The organism is Pseudomonas jinjuensis (assembly GCF_900103845.1).
In the GTDB taxonomy this organism is placed as follows: domain Bacteria; phylum Pseudomonadota; class Gammaproteobacteria; order Pseudomonadales; family Pseudomonadaceae; genus Pseudomonas; species Pseudomonas jinjuensis.
The window spans coordinates 188,349-210,669 of the sequence record NZ_FNIJ01000011.1 but is presented as its reverse complement, the minus strand read 5'-3'; the positions used below and the strand labels follow the sequence as shown (position 1 = coordinate 210,669).

The following is a 22,321-nucleotide window of genomic DNA, read 5'->3' as shown; positions in this document are numbered from 1 at the left end:
CAGGCCCTGGGCGCAGATATTCAGGCGCCTGGCCACTTCATGGACGGGCTCATCGCGGAATAGCGCCATGCCCAGTACCAGCCAGAGCACCTGATCGGCAGGCAGGCGCCGCCGCCGGATGGTGGCCTGCGAGGAAAGGTGCAGCGCGGATTCCACCCACTCGACCGGAATGTTCTGGGTGAAGGTGCTCAGATCGGAGAAGTTGAACAGGTCGCCCAAGTCGAGCAGATGCTGTTGGAAAGACATAAAAAATCCGATGCCAGAAGTCTGGCATCGGATTTTCAGGGAAGGCCCCGCTGAGGCTCAAATGCTTAAGTGAACAGCATTACGCCTTGAGCGGGCTTTTTTCCGCCTCAGAACGGTGCCGGCAGCTCTGCCCGCTCCACCACCAAGTCGTCGATCGATTCGACCTCTATTTCTTTCTCCGATCTGGGGAGGAACCCAAGAAAACCCCGCCTGTTATGGCTAGGTTCCACCATGGTGAAAAGGTGATCAGCCTCACTTATTAAATCTCTCTGATCTGAGGCAAATACCTTGAATCAGGGCTATTTACCGGGCCAGGCGTTGCTGTCATAGCAACACCTGTCCAACGCGAGTAACGCAGGCACCGTTAGCTCACCGTTTGGCTTCGTTATTACATCCTGTTGATCGGCTGTCGCCAGCAGGGCGGTAAAGGTTTTACCGGTAAACAAGAAAGTTAACGACCCAGTCGAGGTCAAAACTGGCTGTATGCCTAGTGGTGCTTGGGCTACGGGTTGGTTGTTAATGCCATCTGGTTGTTAACAGGGGTGTTAACAGCGGCTCAAAAGGGGAATTTTTTCTGCGCGTGCGAGGGCGCGCGGTCTAGAAGCTCGGAGGTTTCCGAACTTTCACCTACCCCCCTTTCTTGGCAGTTTTCACCAAAATTCTACGGATTAATGAAAGGAGACTTCCGGGCGCGGTCATCTGGCGCAAGGATGAAGAGTATTGACCCCCGCCCCAGCAGCTTGGCCATCAGCGGTATTTCTCCACCAGCAAATCCAGGATGATGTCTTTGGCGATGCCGATGCGGGTATCGCAGTACTCATCGAAATCTTCTCGCAGCCGATAGACCGCTTCAGTTAGGGCTTGGTGCTGGACATCCGAGAACCCTTCTTCGCACCACAGGTTGAAGGTGATGATCGAGTCTGGCGCCAGCTCTCGGTGATAGCCGCGAAACTCCGCCATGACCTTTTCAGTGGCAGCCGGGCTCGCTCCTTTGGCTGCGATCTCTTTGCGTAAGCCACCCATCTGGCGGCGCCAGGCCAGCTCTTCGCTAGGCGGCAGCTGAAGCAGCTTCCCCATCAGGTGTACCTCTGCGAGCTGTCAACGATGCGTGCGATCTGGCGGCCAATCTGCGCTCCGCTGGACCTCTGTTCCCTGGTTGGGCTTCCATCAGGAAAGGCGACGGTGACGTTGATGTTGCTGCTGCTCCGGTTATCGTTGCTCGTCGAAGATATCCCGGACTGGACCCGATCAAGCGTTCTGTCGAGCTTCGCGCTGGTTTCTGCGGTAGTGACACGTTCACCCTTCTGCAAGAGCCAGGTGCCTGTCTGCGGGACGGAATCAATGCCGTCGTGCGCCATGCCAGCAAGCGAGATGGCTCCAATCGCCGCAGCCATCGGCTCAGCAACCGCCAGGGCGGCCGTCATCGCCGCTGGTGCGGCTGGCGGCCCGACGATAGGGATGGCAGCAGTGGACGCAAATGCTGCAAGGCCCGCTTGTAACGCTGTCGCCTGGGCATTTGCCGAGAGGGTAGCGGCGGCGCTCGCCTGGGTGGTCTTGCCCGTCATTAGTTGCACGGCCTGAAGAGCAATCCACTGCGCAACCATCTGCCCTACAGCATTCACGACAGACCGGGCCATGCCCTCCGCCATTCCGCCGACCGCATCTTCGAGGCTTTCCGCGTCGAATACCATTGACTCGAAAGCATCACCGAATTGACCGGTAAAGTCCTCTATTACGGTTCCTGCGAGCTCATTGAAAGACGTTAGGTTTTCCTGTGCGGCGGCAAGCCACTTTTCCCAATAGCCGGCATTAGCTTCGAGCAGCTCGTCATCCGTTTTCTGCTGAAGGCGGAGAAGGGCATCTGCCCGCTGCTCTTCCGTTACATTGGTGGCGTCCAGAATCAGCTTGCGCTGTCGATCATAGGAATCCTTTACGGCCTCTTCCCTGGTTCGCAAGCCTTCGATAACAGACGCGGCGCTTTCGTTGATTCGATCCTGTTTGGACTTCGCATCCTCAGCGGCCTTCGCGTTCTTCTCGTAGGCTGTAACTGTTTCCAGAAGCGCGGCGGCGTGTTCCAGTTGCGCCTGGGTCGCCCCCTCAGTGGAGAGCTTGTACAACTGCTCTTGATCAGCCGACATCCCCAAGGTCTTCACCTGGTATTCCAGGTTAGTGATCACTTCAGCGATGGCTTCTGCTCGACGCTTGGCAGCGGCTATGGCTTCGTCAGCCGCCTGCTTGGCTTTGCGCTCGGCTTCCTTCGCCAGCCTCTCCGCTTCTTTCTTCGCTTCGGCCGCCGCTTCATCGAGCTTGCGCTGTTTCTCTCGGCGGCGACGAGCTTCTTCCTCGTTAGCGGCCTCCTGCTCTGCGGCCTTTTTATCGGCTGCGGCCTGGGCTTCTGCCGCCTTCTGAGCAGCAGCAGCGGCGACCGCCTGCTGCTCCTGAAGCTCGATAGCCAGCTTGCGCTTTGCATTCAACTCGTCGATTTCCGCCAAGATCGACGGAGGCACCGCCTGTCCGCCCTTCTCGAAGAGAGCGGCGTGGCTCTTCAGCTTGTCGAGACGATCCTCGATGCGAATGATGTCGTCCAGCGCCGGGCCGGTGACGGAAGCGGCAATGCTATCCCCCATCCAGCCCATGAAATCGACGGTGCCTTTAACCGCCTCGATCGTTCCGGACGTGATGGTGACGATAGCTTTGGCAAGCTTGCTTGCTGCTTCGGCAGTGCTCGGATCTTTCAGCAGGGCAGTGAGCTGCGTCAGTTCGGGTAGCAGTTCCGCCGCCACCTTCTGCCCGACCCCACCAGCAATCTTGCCGAAGGTGTCGAGATCTCGGTTGAATTGCTGAGCGGCCTTGATGGTTTTGTCATCGAGAACGATGCCCAGCGTGTCGGCCTGGGCGGCCATATCAGCCATTCCCTTCCCACCATCGCGCAGCAGAGGGATCAGCGCCGTAGTGTCGCTGGCCATGGCTTCCATGTAGAAGGTCATTTCTTGCTGGGACAGCCCGGCCTTCTCAAGGCTCTGGACGTATAACCCAAGCGCTTGCGGGCCCGAGAGGTTGCGAAACTCGTCAGCGGCGACTCCCACATAGGGCGCGATGTTCTTGAAGAAATCGAGCATGGGGCCGCCGCCAGTCTCCAGGAACTCGCCAACACGATCGTTTACGTCCTTGTAGATGTCAGCCAGTTTGTCCTGCTCGATGCCGACCGTCTGGGCCGCGTAAGCCGCCTTCTGAAACTCCGTGGTGCTGGCATTCGATACCTGGGCCAGCTTGGCGATCTCATTCGCGGTTTCGACCGTCGACTTGATCCAGACGGCGCCGGCACCGAAGGCAAGGACGGATGCGGCACCAATAGCCTTGCCTGCCGCTGCGGCGCTCTTTTCAACCTGCTTCCGCCACTTCTCGGCGCTGCGATCGGCTTTATCCATGCCGGCCGTGAAACCGCCCACCTTCGCAATCAGATCCAGCGTAAGAGTGCCGAGCGATCGTGTTGCCATGTTTCACCTCTTTCATATCGAGTAGGTTGCCTGCCGCCGGGCCGGCGATATCGCGCTTGATTCGCTAGGAGGGCTGCCCGCGCAGGCTGTCGCAGTTGTTGTGGACACTCACGACTTGTCCTGTGAATCAGTGGTGCTGCTGATTGAGAGCATCCAGATTGATCACCATGAGGAAGGGGTCCGGATCTCCATCCAGCACCAGCACAACTAGACGGTCCGTCTCTTCCTTCACGACCTGGACCTCCCCACACATGGCCCGAACCTCTGCGAGGCGCTGAGCAAGTGCGGGGGTCATCGCTTTTCTTCCACGCTCGCCAAAAGGTCGGTCAGCAACTTGATGTCACCTTCGAGACCTTCGATGCGGTCGAGGGCCTTGATCAGTTGCGCGGCGAGAATTCCGCTGGCAGCCATCGCATATGCGTCTGACTTGACCCCTTGGTCTACAAACTCCTTCGCCTGGTCGATGATCCGCTTAACCAGCGCTTCGGCTTTATCGGCTGCGGCGCTCATCACGCACCCCACTGAACGCCGGACAGCCAGGCGATAGAGCCAGCGCGGGCCACTTCCCAGTTCAGGAAGCGCTCAGCCAAGGCGGCGGTCAGGTTGTTCTGCCAGAGGGAAAGGTACTGCTCTCCGGATATCCCGATGGTAGAAAGATTGGAATGTTTGATCTGCACACCCTCATCGGTGAGCAGGATTCCGGCTGGGTCGATCAGTGCGACGACAGCTCCGTTGGAGTCGACCGGTACCGAGTCGCTCGTGACCACCGGCACGCCGAAGAAATCACCACCGCGCACCGTCAAGCCGGTTTCGCCGAGCGCCGCCTGCATAAGGGACAGGGACAAGGCGGTCTCCGGGTGTATTGCCATCACAGCAGTTTCAAGCGATCCATCAAAGGCTGCGAAGAGAGCCTTGATATCTGCCCGCACCGCATCGGCATCAGTGCCAGAGGACGGCACAGGCGTCACGCCATTAGTCACAGATGCCGGGGACTGATTGGGAATGCCGCCGTTGCTGGGATCGAGGAAAGAAATCCCCTCTAGAGCGGCGATGGGGTTCACCAGGTCATTGGTCACTGCGGATTCGAAGGCAGCGCCCTGTCCGTCCAAGAGTTCCTTGGTCATCACCAGCAGGCCAGTAATTTTCTTGGAGTCGAGTTTCTTCTGCTCAAATGCGGCGTGCGAGGCAACCTTCTGCGCGCCCTCAGCAGTCCAGTAAGCGACCGGACTTTCGGTCTGAGCCAACACTCGCGTGTTTGCCGGCACGGAGCGGAAGGGCGAAATCGCATTGATCTTTCCGATTAGGGATCGAACCTGAACCTGTTCGATGAAGGCCCTGCCTGCAGAACGAAAGTCAGGATCCGCATTAAGGTCCCAGGTGCCAACGGCGCCCTTCTCCAGAAAGCGCAGCACGGGGTTGGAATGACCGTATTGTGATTTGGCATCTGAAAGGGCATTCGCAGGCCTGCCGTCGGCGGCAAGTATCGATTTCACGTAGTGGACAAGAGCAAGTTCGCGCATTGGGACTCTCCAGGAAAGGACGCTGGAGATATGGTCACAACTTGGCGACCGGTAAACCATGCCGCCAGGTGATGCCCCATGTTGCCTGGTACTACTCAGTGCCGATCTCTATCCAGACGGCAATGTCGCGCAACCGATAGCTGACCTGGCACCCAGCCATCGGAATACGGTAATGCCGTGGCGCACTGCCATCTTGCGTTCGCATATTTTTCAAATGGCCGGCCGAGATATTGAGCAGAGCTGCTGCACCAGCTTCGTTCACTCGAAGATCGCCAGTAAGGACGATGCCCTGCTCCCGACAAGCCGCCAGCAGCATCCTCGCAGTCGCCTCGACTCGCTGCTCGAATGACTCAGCCATGATCGACCTCCACATCAGGCCAGCGCCAGCGAGCGGATTCCAGGGCTTCGGTGCGGGTCATGGGTTCACCGATCATCGTGCAGAGCGGTTTCCCGCCGCGGGTGATCCGCCAGTGGCAGCGGCGTTCCTGACCGTCGTTTGCCGCGAGTTCGGCGAGGAGTTCCAGGCGATGCGTCTTGACGTACTTGCGCACGTCCTCGGTGAGCTTCGAGGCCGGAGACACGCGAACGCGCATACCCACCTTGCGGGCGGCAAAGCCTCGCTCGGTCAGATAGTCGAGGGCGGCCATCAGAGATCCTCCCCGTCGTCGTCGGGTTCGCGCTGGTCTCCGAAGGCCGCCGCTTTTTCCTGAAGGCCGTCACTGTTTTCTGTGGCGTTCTTCGTGCTTTCTTGGCGGTCTTCGATGTCTGCCTGATCGTCGTCACCAGGGAAGCCATTCGCCCATTCGTGCCCTTTTTCCTCATTCGTGCCCACGCTGGAGAGTGGGCACGAATGGGATTCCGAGGGCACGAATGGAGAATTGGGCACGAATGACGGGAGTGACCAGTAGGACTTGATGTCCTTGCCGAAGCCTTCGCGGGTGGTCACGACAGACAGCTTTTCACGGGCAGTGCGAATCTGCTTTTGCGTGAAGCCGTTGTCGGTCATGAGGCGCTTGGCGTCCTTCCCGGACAGTGGGCCGGAATTCAGAATGCGGCGCAGTGCGTCGGCGGGATCGTCGTCATCCGTCTGGTCGTCCCCCTCGATCCGTTCCACTTCTGCGAGAATTTCCCGGGCACTGCCCTCGATGGTGTCGCCCCACAGCACGCGGGTTGTTTCCAGCCCATCGCCAACGGTGCAGGTCTCGATGGTGTAGGAGCACCCGCCATGGTCGGTACCGATGTTCGACTTGGCGCGGGCCAGGACACGGACGTCGGAGTCCTCCTGCTTGGCGGCCACTAGCACGGCGCGGGCAAGGGCGCCGAAAGCCTGGCTGCCGATGACCCTATCCGCCGGCGAGGCGCCGCCGCTGCCCTTGCTGAAGTGGCTGATGCCCAGCACGGCGCACCATTGCTGTTCCGCGAAGTCCACCACGGCCTGGAGCGCCCGGCGGACATCGTTGGCCCTGTGCATGTCGCCCTTCACCACGTTGACCACCGGATCGAGGAGCAGCAGAGAGGCCCCGCCGATTGCCTCCACAGCGTCGCACAGCAGATCGAAGTCGGTTGCCGGGTCGAATGGCTCACGCTCGCCCAGGGCATTGATGCGCCCTTGGATGATATGGACGCGATTCAGGTTTGCACCGGCAGCCATCAGGCGCGGGATCAGCGTATCTGCCGGGTCATCTTCGGAGGACCAGATGAGGGCGTTGCCCGGCTCGTGGCAGTGCTCCCCGTCCGGCCAGCGTCCGCCATTGGTGATCGTGCCAATCAGGCCCATGGCGAGAGTGGTCTTGCCGCTTCCGCCTGCCCCAGCCAGGAGGGTCAATTTGCCCCGGGCAACCCAACCAGGCCACAACCAGCGGATCGGCATCGGAATGATGGAAGAGGCAGGGGCCAATTCAGCGCGCCAGCTTGGAGACACCGGCTGCTTCATGATTGCGACAGGCTCAGCGCTCATTGGCAGCCCTCCAGTTGGCCAGGTCGTTGAAGTCCGAGAGGTTGAGCGGCGCGCCGGGCGGCCAGTCGGGGAAGGCCACCAGGCCGTTGACCGCGATCGCTGCCCCCATCGCAGCGCTGCGCCCAGGATTGCCCTTGCCCTCGGCTAGGGTCTGGCGGTCGTCATCACCGGCAATCACCAGCTCGATCAGCTCGCCGTACTTGGCGCGCAGGGCCTTGGCCACAGGTTCGAGGTTGCCGGAGTTCATCGCCGCAGCGACCGGGCATCCACTGTGTTGGTGGATCGTGGCGGCAGTGGCCCAGCCTTCGCAGACGTACAGCCTGCAGCCGGGCTCGATGCGGCCCAGGGGCGAATAGGCGCCCTTGACCTGACCACCGGAGAGGAAGCGCTTGCTGCCATCCGGGCCGATGCGCTGCAGGTTCACCAACTGACCGCCGTGGTACAGCGGCACCAACAGCAGGTCGCCGTGCTGGCGCAGGGCGTAGGAGCGAACTTGCTTGGCCAGCAGGTAGGGATGCTCAGGATCGGCACGCCGAGCATCGCGCCAGCGGCGATTGGCGTACTCGGCAGCATTCGCCTGCAACCGCTCGCGCTCGGACTCCCGTTGCAGCCTGGCCTGCTCGATGCGCTGGCGCACCTGCTCGGCCTCGACCGGATTCGCCGGATCCCGGCTGCTCCAAGTGTGCGAGCTGCCAGCCTTCCAGCTGCCGAAGCAACCGGAAGCGATGCCATCGGCGAACAACACATACCAGCCGTTGTAGGTGCCGGTGCGGTCACCCGGGACGTGGAATCGGTGGATTGCTCCGTCCGCTACAGGCAGCCAATCGAGTTGTCCGAAGATGGCCTGAAGTTCTTCACGAAAGACGAGTTCGACTTTTTCCAGGCAAGCCGAACCCGTCCCCGCCAAACGGCGGGGAGGGAAGTTCGTCATGGATTAGTCCTCTACGGCGTCAGGGTCGAAGGGCAACTCGCCCGACCGCAAGGCCCGCATGCCAAGTACGGCCAATGCAGCAACGGCTGCAGCAAATCCACTCTCTGCCCCAGCACCGCAAACTCTCCAAGTGGGGGCGGTCATGGCGAAACGGATCGAGTGGTAAGCCGCACGTTCATCAACCGAGCAAAGTTCCCCTACCTCTTCGACCATTCCTTCGCCGAGGCGAAACTCGATGTTCCATTGATCACGCTGGGTGGGAACACGCACCGGCGCCCAATTGATCATGTGGCCACGATCATCTGCAGTCCTGCCGGTGAAACTCAGGTCATCGCGGCAAGCGATGGCATGTCGAGCACTGCTGGCGCCGACTTTTACATGGGCATTCATGCTTCACCCCCAGGTTCTGCAACCACCTTGCTCAAACCACCAATCTTGACCTCCTCTTCGTCCAGTGCGCTTTGCACCCGTTCAGCTTCGCAGTCGAGGTAGTTCGAGCAGTCATCAGCCAAGTACTGCCCTAAGCTCGCAAGATCGCGTGCCCGACTCACTCGCGCTTCCAGAATGGCAGGGCCACGCTGAAGCGTGTCGTCAATCGCAGCCATTAAGGCTGCCAGCCAGCGAGTGTGTTGCTGTCCATACCGCATGAAGTCGATGGAGTGATCGGCGATTGAGGCCAGTTCGTTACGGGTGAAGTTTGCCTTGGCGTTCATTTTTCACCTCCAACCTGCTCCATTTTCATAAGGCCGCTGGCCGCTGCGTCAACTAACGCCTTGGCCGACTCCAAATGGTGTTGGAGCAGATAGACCATCGATGTGCTCAGGCCTTGTTCAGAATGCTCGTTCAATACATCAAGCGCCTCGCAGAGCAAGCAGCTTGAGTACTCATGAGCGCTATCCATCGGGACTCCGCCAGGTACAGAGAAGGCGTGATTGCCATCAGAGTCAGATACCGCAAAGGTAGTGGCCGAGGTCGCAAACAGAGGTTTCACGCAAGCGTTCATTGTTCACCTCCTACATCCACATTTTCGAGCGCACGGGAGCGCTCCATATGAGCGTCGTTGCGAGTAAGGGGAGTCGCAAGGTTCATTGCTGACCCTCCTTCTCGGCGTGATCCACGACGGCACCCATGGCTTTGTGCAGGTGGGTGATCAGTTCGATCATGGCGGCCGCCGACAGGGTGACGCTGGCCGGGCCGAAGGTCATGGTTACTTCGCTGCGCCCGTCGGCCATAACGCTGGCGCGGCAGCCGTCCAGCTCTCCGCTGGCGGCATACAGCACGCCGGGCAGGTTGTTGTTGCTCTTGGCCAGTTGATTACGCATGGCGCACCTCCTGTGCTTCGAGAGCACGGGCGCGGGCCATGGCTTCGTTGTAACGGCGGAGGCGAACGGAGAGGGAGGAGTTGCTGCGAAGGGCAGAGAGGGCGCGGGCCTTCCAGGCGGAGGCGTGCGCAGACGGATTGCGGGTGTTCATGGGCGAGACTCCTTGATTGAGGAGCTGCCACCGCTCGCGGCCAAGCGAGTTAGGGAGGCAGCTGTACGCGGGTTGGCCGACCGGCATCAAGGAAACCGGCACACCCGAAGGTGTCCCACGCACAGCCGCCATAACACGAAACTGCAGGCACAAAAAAAGCGCCTGCTTTCGGATGGAGGGCGCTTGTGCGCCTTGATAGTTCGACCGGCCAAGGTCGGCCGCAGGATTTACTGCGACGCCCTGACGATACCCGTAGACAGATTGAGACGCAAGGGCCTTCATTGCAGCACCCTCCCGGCAGCACCTTCCGCCTGATCGGCGCACTGCCAGGCGAACGCCATCATCCGCTCCAGTTCGGTGAACGACTGTCCGCAGGCGTACGCAGACGTCACCATGGACATGAAAACGGCCGCCACTACCGCGCCAGGCGGATAGCCGTTTCGGGTCATGTAGTCGGTCAGCAGCGGAATCAGCTCGTCATTGATGAAGGGGTGGTGTACTTCCGGGAACCAGGGATCGATGGGGTGGTTGCTCATGCCGCATACCCCCCGATTTGCTTGGCGAGCAACTGCTGCACGTAGCGCAAGAGATTGCCCTTGCGGTCGGCGTAGGCCATGCCCTGGCCGATCAGCACCGAATCGCGCAGCTCGACCAGCGTGACGATCTCCAGTTCGTGGGCATTGAGCTGGTCACGGTCACGCCCGGAGAAGGTTCCGGTAATGACTTCGTTGATGAGTCGGGCTTCGTTGATAAAGTGGTGCCGTTGCGGCGCCTTGCCCTGGGCCTCGCAGTTCAGCGCCAGCGCATCGCACAGGCCGCGATAGCCGATGGATGCCTCGCGCCGGGCGTTCGCCCAGAGCTTGCCGTCGCCGCGCAGCAGGTCGTCGATATTCAGGTCGCACCAGACGGCAAAGCGAACGTCCAACCATTGGGCGAAGCGCACCGCCAGCTTCGGGTGAAGCCAAGTACCGGGAGATTTCCCGCCACGGCTCGCCCGCACCAGACCAAAGTGGTTTTGGCTCACTTTGCCCTCCAGGCCAAGGGCGCCAGCCATGACCTCGACATAGGCGGCAGTCTCATCGAGGCGCAACCAGTCCACCGGGCGCTTGCCAAAGCGCGCAGCCGCCTCGGTTGCGTTGATCCAGCCATCCGAGGTGAAAGTCACAGCCCGGCCCTGGAAGTCGAAAGGAATGATTCGAGCACTCATGCTGCGACACCCCGCAGGGCAATGCGCTTGCGTACCCACTCCTGTACCTCGGCCAGCACCCACCCAACCGGAGCACCACGCGACCTGCTATCGCTCAGCGGAACCGGTTTCGGGAAGGTGGGGTCGTCCTTCAGGCGCTTGTAGATGGTCGGACGCTTGTAGCCGGTCAGGGCCTCGAGCTCCGGCATGCGGATGATGACGGTGGTGGGGTCGAACTGCGGAATGGAGGCGCTGGCGGCCTGGAGGGGGCGGATATTGTCCATGACTGTTTCCCGTTACTGGTGGAGACGGGTACAGACTGGCGGAAGAAGTTATCCACCGAATAGGCGGCCTATTGCAATAAATACACGGCCTATTCCGGCTTCTGGGGTACGGCGATGTGGCTGAAAGGCCCGAAAACACAGGGTCCGAAAATAGGCTGCCTATTTATTTCGACCCAATGGCTCCAGAGCCCCTTTTTCTCCAGCTGAGAACGGCCCTGATCCGCTTCAGTTGATCTGGAAGGAGGTCCGGGCAGTGCTGATCCGCCCAGGTGTTAACCAGTTTGTGGACTCCTCGTTTACTTGAGCTGGTCGGGTCATGGCTTCCGTTGTTAGTGAGGTCGCACCAGCACTTGAAAGCAATCGCCAACTCCGATGGGTAAACGCTGCTGTGCGGGTCCAAGCAGGCGGCAAACACCGCCAGCCTCTCCCTGTAGCCATCTCTTTCGATTTCAGCGTCCTGACGACGACGGTCGCTTGTGCGCACTTCGAGATCAAGAGCGCGATTCTCGACCTCAAGAGCTCGAACCTTCGCAGTGGCCTCGGACAACTGTGCCTCCAGGAGGTGCAACCTTTCCTCGGCCCGAATTCGCGCTTCGACGTCCTTACTCGCCGCCAGTTGGGCCTTTCGCTGGTCATTTTGATGCGCGAGCATCAGATGGAGGTTCTGGATGCCATCGCTACTCATTGGCGCAGGCTGCTCAGCCCAATGACCACGTATTGCATTGGCAGACTGCGCCACGCTAGCAATCTGATTGGCTGCAGGTGACTGAGCCGTAATGGCTAGCCCGAGCTTCTCTTTGGCAGCAGTAGCCTGCCTGTCAAACCAGTCCCTATTGACCAGCACGCGGCAAGACTCGACCGTACGATCTGGCGTTTCAAACAGGACTGGGACATACCGTCCAGTGGCAGCATTCAGGTACTGAGCAAGATCCCCATAAGTGATCGGGTACTCTGGATTGAGCGGGTCCTGATCGGCGTAGCGAACCGTTACCGGGTTGAACTCAGACTCAGGGATCAGAATTGAAGACAGCTGATCAGCTACTGCCGCGAGGAGGCGAACGTCCTTCTGCTTCAGCGCAGTGCAGGCCATTTCTAAAGTCATGAGTTTGTCGTGAGAACGCATGCTGCCCCCAGCAATCCTTGTCCTTACCGGATCGGCCCGCCTGCGCTAGGGGAACGCTTCCCTGCGAGATTGACCATCTAGCCCCTGCCCGGACACTGGCTATCCGAACAGTGATAGCAGATAGTCTATATCTGTTTACGCAAGAGCTCCAAGTACAGCTCAGACCTGCCTGCCGAACTGGCCCGGCACGACGTTGCTAGCACCCTCCCAGCGGTGCGCGAAGTCGTAGGGGGTCACGTGCCGCTCGCGGTTGGCATCGAGGTAATCCGCCCACCACTGGACCATCAGCCGGCGCTCTTCCAGGTGCTCGGCCTTGTGGATGTAGGCGGCCCGCACCGTGTTGCGCTCCTGGTGGCTCATCTGCCGCTCCACCGCTTCCCGGCTCCACAGCCCGGACTCCACCAGGGCAGAGCACGCCATCGCCCGGAAGCCATGCCCGCAGACTTCGATCTTGGTGTCGTAGCCCATGCGCCGCAGAGCGGCGTTGACGGTGTTCTCGCTCATCGGCTTGTGGTGATAGTGATCGCCGGGGAATACCAGTTCGTAGCGGCCCGAGAGCATGTGCACCTGCCCCAGCAACCCAAGGGCCTGACGACTGAGAGGCACCAAGTGCGGAGTACGCATCTTGGCGCCTCGCTCGGAGTGCTTCACGCCCTCGATGGCATCGCGCTCGCCCGGGATCGTCCAGAGGCTGCGATCCATATCGATCTCGCCCCAACGGGCGAAGCGCAGCTCACTGGAACGAATGAACACCAACAGGGTGAGGGAGACTGCCAGGCGCGTCAGGGCACGCCCCTTGTACTCATCGAGGCGCTGCAGCAGATCCGGCAAGCGCTCCAAGACAAGCGCCGGCCGGTGCTGGGCCTTGCGGGTGGCGGTAGCGCCAACCAGGTCGCTGGCCGGATTGGTCTCGATCTGCCCATGCTGCACGGCATAGCGCATCACGCCGCTGATGTACTGGCGCAGCCGACTGGCCAACTCCAGGGTGTCACGTTGCTCGGCGGCCTTGAGCGGGGCCAGCAGATCACGAACCTTCAGATCAGTCACCGGACGATGGCCGAGGGGTGGGAACAGGTACAGCTCCATGCGGCGCAGTATCTTGGCGGCGTGATCCGGCGTCCACTTGCGGGCGCCGGCCGCATGCCAGTCCAGGGCGATGCTCTTGAAGCTGTTACCAGCTGCAGCCTCGGCGTCCGCCCTCTCCTGCCGTTCATGCTCAATGGGATCGATGCCTTCTGCCAGCAACTCCAGCGCGGCAGCGCGTCGTCCTCGGGCGGCCTTGAGGCCAAGGGCGGGATAGTTGCCGAAGGTGGCCAGACCGGCACGGCCATCAGGGCGGGTGAACTTGAAGCGCCAGGTCTTGGCGCCGCTGGTCTTCACCGCCAGGTACAGGCCCTGGCCGTCGAACAGCTTGTACTCCTTGTCCCGAGGCTTGGCGGCCTCGCACTTGGGGTCTGTCAGCGGGGTAACTGGACGCGCCATAGGAATACGATCTCCTTACCGAACCGGCGTATCCCTATTCTTATTCCTAAAATAGGAATATGTACAGAGATAAGGAGAGACAAGCAAAAACAACAAGGCCGGCTGAAAGTGCCGGCCTAGAGGGTTTCCGTAGACTTTTAGAGACATCCGGAAACAGTCAAATGGTGCCCGAAGCCGGACTCGAACCGGCACGCCCTTGCGAGCGAGAGATTTTAAGCCACAGCATCGGTTTTGCACCGATTGCCCCCTCGGCTTGGATACAGCTTGCTGCAGCAGGTTTTCCGTAAGTTCAACGCCTTGGATCATAGGCCGGTGCGCGATGCAAACCGCCCCGGTTCTCTTTCGCTTGGCTCCTAGCCGGCTCCTGGAATCGGGGAACTCCAGGAGCACCAAATGGCAAAGATCAAGCTGACCAAAAGCGTTGTTGACGCGGCTCAGGCACAGACCTGTGACGTCGAACTCCGGGATACCATAGTTCCGGGCTTCCTGTGCAAGGTTACCCCAACTGGCCGCAAGGTATTCATGCTTCAGTACCGCACGAACTCCGGTGTGCGTCGCAAGCCGGCGCTCGGCCAGTTCGGCGAACTGACCGTCGAACAGGCACGGTCGCTGGCGCAGGATTGGCTCGCCGAAGTCCGGCGCGGCGGCGATCCCGGGCACGACAAGGCCGAGGCTCGCAAGGCGCCGACAGTCAAGGAGCTGTGTGGCCGGTTCATGAAAGACTACTCCAAGCTGCACAACAAGCCGAGCACACAGGACGGCTATCAGTACCAGATCGACAGCTTCATTATCCCGGCCTTTGGCAGCAAAAAAGTCCACGAGGTCACCCGCCACGATATCACCGCGCTGATGAAGCGCATGGAGAAATCCCCCGTTCAGGCCAACCGTGTGCTATCGCTTGCTCGCAAGATGTTCAACTTGGCCGAACTCTGGGGCTACAGGCCTGATGGTTCCAATCCTTGCCGCCACGTCCCCAAATACCCGGAGAAAGGCTCGACCCGCCTCATCACCGACGAGCAGATGGTCAGTCTGTTCGCCTACCTGGACAAGGCTGAGGTCGAGGGGCTGGAGCACCCAATCTACTTACTGGCCGTCCGGTTGCAATTCGAGTTCGCGGCCCGTATGTCAGAGATCTTGCTGTTGCAGTGGGATTGGCTCGACTTGCCCAACGGCCGGGTCGTCTGGCCGGACAGCAAGACGGGCGATATGTCCAAGCCGCTGAGCAAGGAAGCCCGCCGGTTGCTGACGAACGCGCCTCGGTACGGCAAATCGCCCTACGTCTGTCCGGCCATCCTCGATCACGACAAGCCACTCAGCTCCCACTCCTACTACCAGGCATGGCGACGCATCCTCGATCGCGCCGGCGTGCCCAAAGTCGGCACCCACGGCATCCGCCACCGCTCGGCGACCGACATCGCCAACTCCGGCATCCCGGTCAAGGTCGGCATGGCACTGACGGCACACAAGACCGTGGCGATGTTCATGCGCTACGTCCACACCGAGGATGACCCGGTGCGCAAGGCGGCCGAGCTTGTAGCGACCCGACGCAAGTCTGTTGTCGGTGCGCACCGGCAGCAAGAACCAGTGGACTTATGACCAGCGGACAGAAGCCTGCCATGCGGGCCCTGATTGTCGTGCTGCCGTCACGGCAATCAACCCCCTTCCCGGAGGGGACAGCACTGAGTGTTAGTAAAGTATGCCCGTTTCGGGTATAGTTTGGAGGTAGAGATGATGTGCATTTTCAAGCGGAAGGATTTCGCGCGGTGGCAGGAGGTTGAGAAGCTGCCCGATGCTGCCTTGTGCAAGGCAGTCAAGGAGATGGAAAGCGGCCTGATCGACGCCGACTTGGGCGGCCACCTCTACAAGAAACGAGTGGCGCGCGCAGGCGGCGGCAAGAGTGGCGGCTACCGTACGCTACTGTCGGCCCGAATCGGTAGCCGCTATGTGTTCCTGCATGGGTTTCCAAAAAGCGACAAGGCGAACATTACGCAGGACGAGAAGAAAGCGCTGCAATTCGCCGGCAAGGTGTTCCTGGAGCTGTCCGCGGAAGCCTTGCTGAAAGCATTGCAGTCAGGCGTGTTATTGGAGGTGCATTGTGAGCAAGATCATTGAATCCCTGCGTGGCGACTTGGCTGCGCTCCACGAAGCAGGAGCGATCAGCAAGGTGACGATGCGCGAGTTCGACGCTATCTGCCCGCCGCCGGTGCGGGAGTTCAGTGCCGCCGACATCAAGCGTCTGCGCGAAGGGCTGAAGTTCAGTCAGCCAGTGTTCGCGCTCCACCTGCACACATCGGCTTCAACTGTACGTAAGTGGGAGCAAGGCGAAACCCACCCCACGGGGCCGGCGCTCAAACTGCTCAACGTCATCGCCGACAAGGGCTTGCAGGCCATCATCTGATACCTGCCGATGAAGACAGGCATTGGCAACGCGGATTGCCCCTTTCAGCTCACTGCACCTTGACGCTACCTCTACCTGCCGTGTTCTGGCCTACACCAAACGTGGCTTTAGCTTTAGCGGCACGCAAATCGAGCGGCTGCTACAAGAAATCGAGGTTGCCGACATGCCGCCGGGCATGACCAAGTGGAAGCGGCTGTTCAATGCTCCGGCTGGTGGGCAAAACCAACATCAGGTTGGCAACCATCTCATCATGTTCATCAACCACGCGATGAACCCAGTGAACTATGCCCGCGCCCCTGCGACGTTCGCTTGACGGCACGACGAACTCAACGCTGTCCTCAAACCGGAGCCATTTGCTGGCCCCGGTTTCATACGAGATATCCGCGCAGGTCCATCGTCACCCGATCCAGCCTGCCGTCGAAGGTAAGCGGCGGCATGTAGCCGTTCGACACCACGGACGCGGAATCAAGGCACGGTGCGCTCTACCCTCGGAGACCAGCCCAGACCAGGCACCTCACCGGCTATTCACTGCCGTACCACCGCCGGCGGCGTCCAGGAGCCATCGACGATTTCCCCGCGCGGCGAATAGAGGCGCATGAGCAGGTTGAACGGTGCCTTGTCGACCGGCAGCCAGTTGGCTTCCTTGTCCGCTCCGGGCGACTCTGCCTGGATATACAGGTCGAGCGAGCCGTCGGCGTTGCTGGCGAGCTTGTCGCGGTCGCCGATCGCCTGGCGTTTCAGCGGGTTCGGGATGAAGTAGCCGTCGGTGTCGTAGGCCGTCACCGACCAGAAGGCATCCACCGGCGGCAGCTTGCCTTTTTCGAAGTGCAACACGTAGCGGTTGTTGCCATCGAGTTGCTGGCCTTCGCTGTCCTTCGCCAGCGAGGGATAGATCGCGTCCTGCGGCAGGTTCATGCCCAAACCGAAGTTGGCGACGGCGGCGCGGTAGTTGTAGTCCACCCCGTATGCGCCTGCACGTGTCGTGTAGATCCATCCCTGACCACCAATGCCGGCGGCCTTCCTGCCCTCGGTCGCCACCTGCGCCATGCCGTCGGCGAAACCGCGTTCGAATGCCTGCCGGACGCTCGCTGGCGCCGCTGCGAGGTTGAAGCTCTGCCCTACCGTGAATCCCGCCCGCTCGAGGCGATGGATCATCGGGTAGTCGTTAGGGTTCGGCGGATTGTCCTTCAGCAACTCGGCGAAACGGCCGAAGAAGGTGGCCGCGTCCATCTTTTTCACCTGCGCCGGCGGCGGCGTCTTCATGTCGATGGTCGGGTCGACCTGGCCCTTGGGCGCTACGTACGTGCCGTTACCCCAGGCGGAGAGCGGCACCAGTTTGAAGGTGTCCTGGATCGCGTGGGCTTTCGCGTAGTCGGCTACGCCGTTGGTCTGGGTCCGACCGATGATCCACGCATAGCGGGTCGGGCTTTTGATCACCTCCAGACCTGCCGGTACGATGCCGTGCCACTGCGGCCCGACCACGAGAAAATCGCGCGCCGTATTCCGGCCGGTAGTACGAGTGCCGGGCACGGCAAACACATCAGTCCACAGGCTGAGAATCGGCAGATGGAAGTAGCGGTCGGTGGCCGGTACCGAGAGCACCACCGGCTCGGCCTTCAGGTCGAGCACGGCAGCCGAGTAGAGGGTGTCGACGTTCGGGCGAATGACGGTCTTGCGGCTGGGGTCCGGGAACCCGCGAGCGTGATAGAACCGGTTGGCCGGGCCACGGACCGACTCGTTCGGCTCGGCGAAGTTGCTCAACTGCTGCAAGGTGAGGTGCGTCAGTACCAGGGGGTAGGCATAGACGTAGGCGTCCTTGGCAATGGCCTGGATCTCCTCCTCGGAAATCGCCTGGGCCTGTGCCGCAGGGCTCATCGTCGCGGGCTTGCCCTGGTCCTGGGCGACAGCCACAGGGAGGGTGGCGATCGCGAGGATTGCCACGGCATGGAAGGTTGCGAGCCATTTTCTCAGCATGTGTATTTGTCCTTTCTCTTATTGATATCGAGGAGCGTCCGAGAACTCAGCGAAGGTCCACCGTCACCCGGTCCAGCTTGCCTTCGAAGGTGAACGGCGGTGTGTAGTCGGCCGATACCGCGGAGCCGGAATCCAGGCCAACGTCCTGTCCCTCGTAGAGCGAGTAGATGAATGGCACGGTGCGCTCCACCTTCCCTTCTGCGATGACCTTACCGTTGGCCGACAGGCGCAGGGTGCCGCCCTTGCCGCGTTCCTTGGCGTTGCCGGCGTAGTCGAAGTCCATCTTCAGCGTGGTCTTGCCGGCCGGCAGCGCCAACTCGCTGTCCACACGGTAGCTGGCCATGCCAAGGTAGTTGTGCACGGCGATCAGGTGTCCATCCTTGAGGTAGAAGCCCCAGCCGCCAGTGAAACCGCCCTGGGTAAAGAGCATGCCGTTGGCCCTCTCCGGCAACTCGACCTCCGCCGTCACCGAGAACGAACGGTTGTGCAGCCCCGGCGAATTACCCTCGGGCAATGCCGCCAGTGCGCCGTTGTAGACGAACTGCTTGCGCCCGGCCGCCAGGCTCGGGCGGCCCATCAGCTCGGCGTTGAAGCGTTTCACGCCGTCCCAGTTCAGCGGCAGGATGTTGGCCTTCTGCGCCTGGGCCCACCACAGCTGATCCATCTGCCTGACCTTCTCCGGATACTGCGCGGCAAGGTCATGGGCCTGGCTGAAATCGTCGTCGATCTTGTACAGCTCCCAGGTGGTCTTATCCACGTCGAACTCGTCGCGATCCGGATTCCACGGCGTGGAACCAATCGAGGAAGCGAACCAGCCGTCCTGGTAGATGCCGCGATTGCGGAACAGCTCGAACACCTGACCCCGACGGCGGTCCCTGGCCTTCGCGTCATTGAAGGTGTAGAGCATGCTGATGCCATCCATGGGCTTCTGCGTCACGCCATTGAGCACGCTCGGTGCTTCGATGCCGGCGGCCTCAAGGATGGTCGGCGTGATGTCGGTGACATAGGCGAACTGGCTGCGCAGGCCGCCCTTGTCCTTGATCTTCGCCGGCCAGGAAATCACCAGCGGGTTGCGCGTACCACCGAAGTGCGAGGCGACCTGCTTGGTCCACTGGAACGGGGTGTTCATGGCATGCGCCCAGGCTGAGGGGAAGTGGTTGAAATGCTTCGGCCCGCCCAGCTCGTCGATGACCTTGAGATTGCTCTGCCAGGTTTCCTGCACACCGTTGAAGATCGAGAACTCGTTGGTGCGGCCATCCATCCCTCCTTCGGCAGAGGCACCATTGTCGCCGACCATATAGATGATCAGGGTGTTGTCACCGTCCGGCAGCTTGCGCACGGCGTCGATGATCCGTCCCATCTCGTAGTCGGTATGCGCACTGAAGGCGGCGAACAGCTCCATCATCCGCGAATACAGGCGCTTCTGATCCGGCTGCAGCGAGTCCCAGGCGGCCAGATCGGCCGGGCGCGGCGTCAGTTGGGCGTTCGCCGGGACCACGCCGAGCTTCTTCTGGCGCTCCAGGGTCAGCTCTCGGTACTTGTCCCAGCCCATGTCGAACTGGCCCTTGTACTTGTCGCGCCAGTCGGCCGGCGGCTGGTGCGGCGAGTGGGCGGCGCCGGGGGCGACATAGAGGAAGAACGGCCGCTGCGGGTCGATGGCCTTGGCCTTGTTGACCCAGGTGATGGCGTGATCGGCCAGGTCGGTGGTCAGGTGGTAGTTCGGGTCCTTCGAGCGCGGCACCAGGCTGTGCCCTTCATAGAGGATCGGCTCGAACTGGCTGGTATCCCCGCCGTTGAAACCGTAGAAGTAGTCGAAGCCGAGGCCCGTCGGCCAACGGTCGAACGGTCCCACTTCGCTGGTTTCCCAGGGCGGCGTGTTGTGGTTCTTGCCGATCTGCGCGGTGGCGTAGCCGTTCTGCCGGAGGACCTCGGCGACGGTGCCGGTGCTCTTCGGCAGGATACCGGTATAACCGTCATAACCGATGCCAAGCTCGGAGATCACCCCGAAGTTGGCCTGGTGCTCGTTGCGCCCGGTGAGCAGCGCGGCGCGGGTCGGAGAGCACAGCGCGGTGGTGTGGAAACGGTTGAAGCGCACGCCATCGGCGGCGAGCTTGTCCAGGCTCGGCGAAGGCACAGCGCCGCCGAATGCGTCGAACTGGCCGAAACCGACATCGTCGAGCAGGATCACCAGCACGTTCGGTGCGCCTTTCGGCGGCCGTTCCAGCGGCGGGAATTGCGGCGGATCACTGTCGAGCTTGGTGCGCCCGACATATCCCGGATAGTGGTAGTCCGGCTTCGGCAGGATCGTCTCGGCATGCGCCTGGATCGCCAGGGCACAAAGCCCCAGCAGCAAGCCCAGGGCGCGCACTTTCTTCTGAATGAACATGCTTGCTCCTAACTGAATGGGCCCCAAAGTTGCTGGCCCTGTTGCAGGCGTTCCAAGGGTTCTGCGAGGCGCGCAGCCCCCTGAGGGATCACTGCTCGGCAGATGATTTCTGCAAACCCATCAGGGCTTTCCGGATCGCCAGGCTCTGGTAATTGATGTTGGCCGGGTTGAGGTTCTCGCCTTCCTGGAAGGGGTACTGCCCCAGTGTCGCCATGAACTTCTTGATTTCGGCCTGTACCGGCACGAACAGCCACATCTGGTCGGCGGCCCAGCGCGCGGACAACCCTGAATCCTTACGCGCGGTTTCAAGGGGATCGGCCTTCAGGTTGGTAAGGCTCGGCCAGTTGGGGACCGTGCGCGACGCCCGGGAGACGGAACCTTCGAAGCTGGCGAAGGCGATTTTCCAGTCGTTCCAGCGCAGCGCATTCAGCTCGCCACCCTGCCCGAAATAGAAGTACTCCTCACGCGGGCTGTCCTTCGCTTCACCCTTGAAGAACGGCAGGAAGTCGTAGCCGTCCAGGTGCACCCGGTACTGCTTGCTGTTCAGCTCGCTGCCCTTGGCCAACTGAGCCACTAGGTTGGGGTTTCCAGCGGCCGCGGCCAGGGTCGGCATCCAGTCGTTGAGGGCGATCATGTTGTTGTAGTGACTGCCCGGCTTGAGCACGCCCGGCCACTTCACCAGCATCGGTACCCGGTGCCCGCCCTCATTGGAAGTGCCCTTCTCGCCATTGAACGGTGAAGTGCCGCCGTCCGGCCAACTGGCCTTCTGCGCACCGTTGTCGGTGGTGTAGACGATGATGGTGTTGTCGGCGATGCCGAGGTCGTCGAGCTTCTTCAGCAACTGGCCGACCTGGCCGTCGTGCTCGACCATGCCATCCGGATACAGGCCGATCCCGGTCTTGCCGTCCGACTCTTTCTTCAGGTGGGTCCAGACGTGCATGCGCGTGCTGTTGAACCACACGAAGAAGGGTTTGTCGGCCTTGTGCGCCTTGTCGATGAAGTTCTCGGTAGCTTCGACGAACTCCTGGTCGATGGTCTCCATGCGCTTGCGGGTCAGCGGGCCGGTGTCCTCGATGCGGCCGTCGGCATAGGAATGGATCACGCCGCGCGGGCCGTATTTCTTCCGGAACTCCGGATCTTTCGGGTAGTAGTAGGTTTCCGGCTCTTCCTCGGCGTTCACGTGATAGAGGTTGCCGAAGAACTCGTCGAAGCCATGGTTGGTCGGCAGGTGCCTGTCGCGGTCACCGAGGTGGTTCTTGCCGAACTGGCCGGTGGTGTAGCCCTGCTGCTTCATCACATCGCCCAGGGTCGGCGCCCAGTCCGGAATACCGTGCTCGGAACCGGGCATGCCAATGGTCAGCAGGCCGGTGCGGAACGGATGTTCGCCGAGAATGAAGGCAGAGCGGCCAGCGGTGCAGGACTGCTCGCCATAGGCGTGGGTGAACAACGCGCCTTCATGGGCGATGCGGTCGATGTTCGGCGTCTCGTAACCCATCATCCCCTGGTTGTAGGCGCTGATGTTGTAGTAGCCGATGTCGTCGCCGAAGATCACCAGGACGTTCGGTTTGTCCGCCGCATCGACGCTCAGCGCAGCTCCAAGCAATGATGCTGCCAGGCCGAGTCTGGGCAGACATTTGTTCAATCTCTTCATTTCGCAAGTTCTCTGTTCTTGTTTTGCGGACCGGTCGGCCCATGAACGGATGCTATTCCTCTCGGCTTGTGCAGGAACCCGCCCATTCCGGCCAGACCACCCCACTCCTTCCCCACTCCATGGGCACCGCCCAACCACCAGGACGCCATGCTCATGGCGGGGCAACGAAAGTGGGTATCTTCAGGCAGGAAAACTTCCGGCAACCGCCCCGCA

Annotated in this window: 27 protein-coding genes; 4 read left to right on the top strand and 23 right to left on the bottom strand. The window is 61.1% G+C overall.

Features of this window, described 5'->3' with window-relative positions; translation table 11 throughout:
* From BLR75_RS17170 to BLR75_RS17085, 20 genes are all read right to left on the bottom strand, one after another.
* On the bottom strand, nt 1–246 hold a 246-nt coding region (locus BLR75_RS17170; protein ID WP_175469375.1), incomplete at its 3' end, for a transposase domain-containing protein.
* A 747-nt stretch (nt 247–993) separates the two neighbouring features.
* The gene (locus BLR75_RS17165) at nt 994–1,323 is read right to left on the bottom strand and encodes a hypothetical protein (RefSeq protein WP_084311264.1); all 330 of its coding nucleotides are present in this window, start codon (nt 1,321–1,323) and stop codon (nt 994–996) included.
* Nucleotides 1,323–3,743, bottom strand: a complete 2,421-nt coding sequence (locus BLR75_RS17160) for a hypothetical protein (RefSeq protein ID WP_084311263.1) — start codon at nt 3,741–3,743, stop codon at nt 1,323–1,325. Before BLR75_RS17160 ends, BLR75_RS17165 begins: the two co-directional genes overlap by 1 nt.
* A gap of 127 nt (nt 3,744–3,870) precedes the next feature.
* Nucleotides 3,871–4,038, bottom strand: coding sequence for a hypothetical protein (locus BLR75_RS26765; RefSeq protein ID WP_169720234.1), 168 nt, complete (start codon nt 4,036–4,038; stop codon nt 3,871–3,873).
* A complete protein-coding gene (locus tag BLR75_RS17155; protein ID WP_084311262.1) occupies nt 4,035–4,253 on the bottom strand; it encodes a hypothetical protein in 219 nt (72 codons plus the stop codon). Before BLR75_RS17155 ends, BLR75_RS26765 begins: the two co-directional genes overlap by 4 nt.
* Complete coding sequence (locus BLR75_RS17150; protein WP_169720233.1) at nt 4,253–5,263, bottom strand: phage major capsid protein; 1,011 nt, start codon at nt 5,261–5,263, stop codon at nt 4,253–4,255. The genes BLR75_RS17155 and BLR75_RS17150 overlap by 1 nt, the downstream gene beginning before the upstream one ends.
* A 91-nt stretch (nt 5,264–5,354) precedes the next feature.
* Nucleotides 5,355–5,621 carry a hypothetical protein gene (locus tag BLR75_RS17145; RefSeq protein ID WP_084311260.1) on the bottom strand — a complete coding sequence of 89 codons (267 nt, stop codon included), beginning with the start codon at nt 5,619–5,621 and terminating at the stop codon, nt 5,355–5,357.
* Complete coding sequence (locus BLR75_RS17140) at nt 5,614–5,910, bottom strand: hypothetical protein (protein ID WP_084311259.1); 297 nt, start codon at nt 5,908–5,910, stop codon at nt 5,614–5,616. The genes BLR75_RS17145 and BLR75_RS17140 overlap by 8 nt, the downstream gene beginning before the upstream one ends.
* The gene (locus BLR75_RS17135) at nt 5,910–7,220 is read right to left on the bottom strand and encodes an AAA family ATPase (protein WP_084311258.1); all 1,311 of its coding nucleotides are present in this window, start codon (nt 7,218–7,220) and stop codon (nt 5,910–5,912) included. The genes BLR75_RS17140 and BLR75_RS17135 overlap by 1 nt, the downstream gene beginning before the upstream one ends.
* On the bottom strand, nt 7,210–8,151 hold the full coding sequence (locus BLR75_RS17130; protein WP_084311257.1) for a toprim domain-containing protein: 942 nt from the start codon (nt 8,149–8,151) through the stop codon (nt 7,210–7,212). Before BLR75_RS17130 ends, BLR75_RS17135 begins: the two co-directional genes overlap by 11 nt.
* A gap of 3 nt (nt 8,152–8,154) precedes the next feature.
* Nucleotides 8,155–8,541, bottom strand: coding sequence for a hypothetical protein (locus BLR75_RS17125; protein WP_139207040.1), 387 nt, complete (start codon nt 8,539–8,541; stop codon nt 8,155–8,157).
* Nucleotides 8,538–8,864 (bottom strand): hypothetical protein, encoded by a 327-nt coding sequence (locus BLR75_RS17120; protein ID WP_084311255.1) that lies wholly within the window; start codon nt 8,862–8,864, stop codon nt 8,538–8,540. The genes BLR75_RS17125 and BLR75_RS17120 overlap by 4 nt, the downstream gene beginning before the upstream one ends.
* Nucleotides 8,861–9,154: a hypothetical protein gene (locus BLR75_RS17115; RefSeq protein ID WP_139207039.1), complete on the bottom strand. Its 294-nt coding sequence runs from the start codon at nt 9,152–9,154 to the stop codon at nt 8,861–8,863. The genes BLR75_RS17120 and BLR75_RS17115 overlap by 4 nt, the downstream gene beginning before the upstream one ends.
* Nucleotides 9,155–9,236: 82 nt before the next feature.
* The gene (locus tag BLR75_RS17110) at nt 9,237–9,473 is read right to left on the bottom strand and encodes a hypothetical protein (RefSeq protein WP_084311253.1); all 237 of its coding nucleotides are present in this window, start codon (nt 9,471–9,473) and stop codon (nt 9,237–9,239) included.
* Complete coding sequence (locus BLR75_RS26760; RefSeq protein WP_169720232.1) at nt 9,466–9,624, bottom strand: hypothetical protein; 159 nt, start codon at nt 9,622–9,624, stop codon at nt 9,466–9,468. The genes BLR75_RS17110 and BLR75_RS26760 overlap by 8 nt, the downstream gene beginning before the upstream one ends.
* 278 nt (nt 9,625–9,902) lie before the next feature.
* Nucleotides 9,903–10,160, bottom strand: a complete 258-nt coding sequence (locus tag BLR75_RS17105; protein ID WP_084311252.1) for a hypothetical protein — start codon at nt 10,158–10,160, stop codon at nt 9,903–9,905.
* Nucleotides 10,157–10,831, bottom strand: coding sequence for a KilA-N domain-containing protein (locus BLR75_RS17100; RefSeq protein ID WP_084311251.1), 675 nt, complete (start codon nt 10,829–10,831; stop codon nt 10,157–10,159). The genes BLR75_RS17105 and BLR75_RS17100 overlap by 4 nt, the downstream gene beginning before the upstream one ends.
* Nucleotides 10,828–11,094: a helix-turn-helix transcriptional regulator gene (locus BLR75_RS17095; protein ID WP_084311250.1), complete on the bottom strand. Its 267-nt coding sequence runs from the start codon at nt 11,092–11,094 to the stop codon at nt 10,828–10,830. The genes BLR75_RS17100 and BLR75_RS17095 overlap by 4 nt, the downstream gene beginning before the upstream one ends.
* A gap of 163 nt (nt 11,095–11,257) precedes the next feature.
* Nucleotides 11,258–12,217 carry a hypothetical protein gene (locus BLR75_RS17090; protein ID WP_139207038.1) on the bottom strand — a complete coding sequence of 320 codons (960 nt, stop codon included), beginning with the start codon at nt 12,215–12,217 and terminating at the stop codon, nt 11,258–11,260.
* 159 nt (nt 12,218–12,376) lie between these two features.
* On the bottom strand, nt 12,377–13,699 hold the full coding sequence (locus BLR75_RS17085) for a tyrosine-type recombinase/integrase (RefSeq protein ID WP_084311248.1): 1,323 nt from the start codon (nt 13,697–13,699) through the stop codon (nt 12,377–12,379).
* A 393-nt stretch (nt 13,700–14,092) separates the two neighbouring features.
* On the opposite strand from BLR75_RS17085, the gene BLR75_RS17080 reads away from it, so the two are divergent.
* From BLR75_RS17080 to BLR75_RS17065, 4 genes are all read left to right on the top strand, one after another.
* Nucleotides 14,093–15,295 carry a tyrosine-type recombinase/integrase gene (locus BLR75_RS17080; RefSeq protein ID WP_084311247.1) on the top strand — a complete coding sequence of 401 codons (1,203 nt, stop codon included), beginning with the start codon at nt 14,093–14,095 and terminating at the stop codon, nt 15,293–15,295.
* Between the two features lie 132 nt (nt 15,296–15,427).
* Nucleotides 15,428–15,811, top strand: coding sequence for a type II toxin-antitoxin system RelE/ParE family toxin (locus tag BLR75_RS17075; protein ID WP_084311246.1), 384 nt, complete (start codon nt 15,428–15,430; stop codon nt 15,809–15,811).
* Nucleotides 15,795–16,097 (top strand): helix-turn-helix domain-containing protein, encoded by a 303-nt coding sequence (locus BLR75_RS17070; RefSeq protein WP_084311245.1) that lies wholly within the window; start codon nt 15,795–15,797, stop codon nt 16,095–16,097. The genes BLR75_RS17075 and BLR75_RS17070 overlap by 17 nt, the downstream gene beginning before the upstream one ends.
* A gap of 22 nt (nt 16,098–16,119) precedes the next feature.
* The gene (locus BLR75_RS17065) at nt 16,120–16,410 is read left to right on the top strand and encodes a hypothetical protein (RefSeq protein ID WP_084311244.1); all 291 of its coding nucleotides are present in this window, start codon (nt 16,120–16,122) and stop codon (nt 16,408–16,410) included.
* Between the two features lie 212 nt (nt 16,411–16,622).
* On the opposite strand, the gene BLR75_RS17060 is transcribed toward BLR75_RS17065, so the two are convergent.
* The 3 genes from BLR75_RS17060 to BLR75_RS17050 form a co-directional block, all read right to left on the bottom strand.
* Entirely contained in the window at nt 16,623–18,071 is a 1,449-nt protein-coding gene (locus tag BLR75_RS17060; protein WP_217633616.1) for a DUF1254 domain-containing protein, read from the bottom strand.
* A gap of 46 nt (nt 18,072–18,117) precedes the next feature.
* A complete protein-coding gene (locus BLR75_RS17055) occupies nt 18,118–20,457 on the bottom strand; it encodes an arylsulfatase (RefSeq protein ID WP_084311243.1) in 2,340 nt (779 codons plus the stop codon).
* Between the two features lie 88 nt (nt 20,458–20,545).
* On the bottom strand, nt 20,546–22,108 hold the full coding sequence (locus BLR75_RS17050) for an arylsulfatase (RefSeq protein ID WP_084311242.1): 1,563 nt from the start codon (nt 22,106–22,108) through the stop codon (nt 20,546–20,548).
* Nucleotides 22,109–22,321: the final 213 nt, after the last annotated feature.

Bases quoted from the DNA above. Each gene is read 5' to 3' on its own strand.
- BLR75_RS17165 (WP_084311264.1), bottom strand. From the start codon at position 1,323: ATGGGGAAGCTGCTTCAGCTGCCGCCTAGCGAAGAGCTGGCCTGGCGC.
- BLR75_RS17160 (WP_084311263.1), bottom strand. From the start codon at position 3,743: ATGGCAACACGATCGCTCGGCACTCTTACGCTGGATCTGATTGCGAAG.
- BLR75_RS26765 (WP_169720234.1), bottom strand. From the start codon at position 4,038: ATGACCCCCGCACTTGCTCAGCGCCTCGCAGAGGTTCGGGCCATGTGT.
- BLR75_RS17155 (WP_084311262.1), bottom strand. From the start codon at position 4,253: ATGAGCGCCGCAGCCGATAAAGCCGAAGCGCTGGTTAAGCGGATCATC.
- BLR75_RS17150 (WP_169720233.1), bottom strand. From the start codon at position 5,263: ATGCGCGAACTTGCTCTTGTCCACTACGTGAAATCGATACTTGCCGCC.
- BLR75_RS17145 (WP_084311260.1), bottom strand. From the start codon at position 5,621: ATGGCTGAGTCATTCGAGCAGCGAGTCGAGGCGACTGCGAGGATGCTG.
- BLR75_RS17140 (WP_084311259.1), bottom strand. From the start codon at position 5,910: ATGGCCGCCCTCGACTATCTGACCGAGCGAGGCTTTGCCGCCCGCAAG.
- BLR75_RS17135 (WP_084311258.1), bottom strand. From the start codon at position 7,220: ATGAGCGCTGAGCCTGTCGCAATCATGAAGCAGCCGGTGTCTCCAAGC.
- BLR75_RS17130 (WP_084311257.1), bottom strand. From the start codon at position 8,151: ATGACGAACTTCCCTCCCCGCCGTTTGGCGGGGACGGGTTCGGCTTGC.
- BLR75_RS17125 (WP_139207040.1), bottom strand. From the start codon at position 8,541: ATGAATGCCCATGTAAAAGTCGGCGCCAGCAGTGCTCGACATGCCATC.
- BLR75_RS17120 (WP_084311255.1), bottom strand. From the start codon at position 8,864: ATGAACGCCAAGGCAAACTTCACCCGTAACGAACTGGCCTCAATCGCC.
- BLR75_RS17115 (WP_139207039.1), bottom strand. From the start codon at position 9,154: ATGAACGCTTGCGTGAAACCTCTGTTTGCGACCTCGGCCACTACCTTT.
- BLR75_RS17110 (WP_084311253.1), bottom strand. From the start codon at position 9,473: ATGCGTAATCAACTGGCCAAGAGCAACAACAACCTGCCCGGCGTGCTG.
- BLR75_RS26760 (WP_169720232.1), bottom strand. From the start codon at position 9,624: ATGAACACCCGCAATCCGTCTGCGCACGCCTCCGCCTGGAAGGCCCGC.
- BLR75_RS17105 (WP_084311252.1), bottom strand. From the start codon at position 10,160: ATGAGCAACCACCCCATCGATCCCTGGTTCCCGGAAGTACACCACCCC.
- BLR75_RS17100 (WP_084311251.1), bottom strand. From the start codon at position 10,831: ATGAGTGCTCGAATCATTCCTTTCGACTTCCAGGGCCGGGCTGTGACT.
- BLR75_RS17095 (WP_084311250.1), bottom strand. From the start codon at position 11,094: ATGGACAATATCCGCCCCCTCCAGGCCGCCAGCGCCTCCATTCCGCAG.
- BLR75_RS17090 (WP_139207038.1), bottom strand. From the start codon at position 12,217: ATGCGTTCTCACGACAAACTCATGACTTTAGAAATGGCCTGCACTGCG.
- BLR75_RS17085 (WP_084311248.1), bottom strand. From the start codon at position 13,699: ATGGCGCGTCCAGTTACCCCGCTGACAGACCCCAAGTGCGAGGCCGCC.
- BLR75_RS17080 (WP_084311247.1), top strand. From the start codon at position 14,093: ATGGCAAAGATCAAGCTGACCAAAAGCGTTGTTGACGCGGCTCAGGCA.
- BLR75_RS17075 (WP_084311246.1), top strand. From the start codon at position 15,428: ATGATGTGCATTTTCAAGCGGAAGGATTTCGCGCGGTGGCAGGAGGTT.
- BLR75_RS17060 (WP_217633616.1), bottom strand. From the start codon at position 18,071: ATGCTGAGAAAATGGCTCGCAACCTTCCATGCCGTGGCAATCCTCGCG.
- BLR75_RS17055 (WP_084311243.1), bottom strand. From the start codon at position 20,457: ATGTTCATTCAGAAGAAAGTGCGCGCCCTGGGCTTGCTGCTGGGGCTT.
- BLR75_RS17050 (WP_084311242.1), bottom strand. From the start codon at position 22,108: ATGAAGAGATTGAACAAATGTCTGCCCAGACTCGGCCTGGCAGCATCA.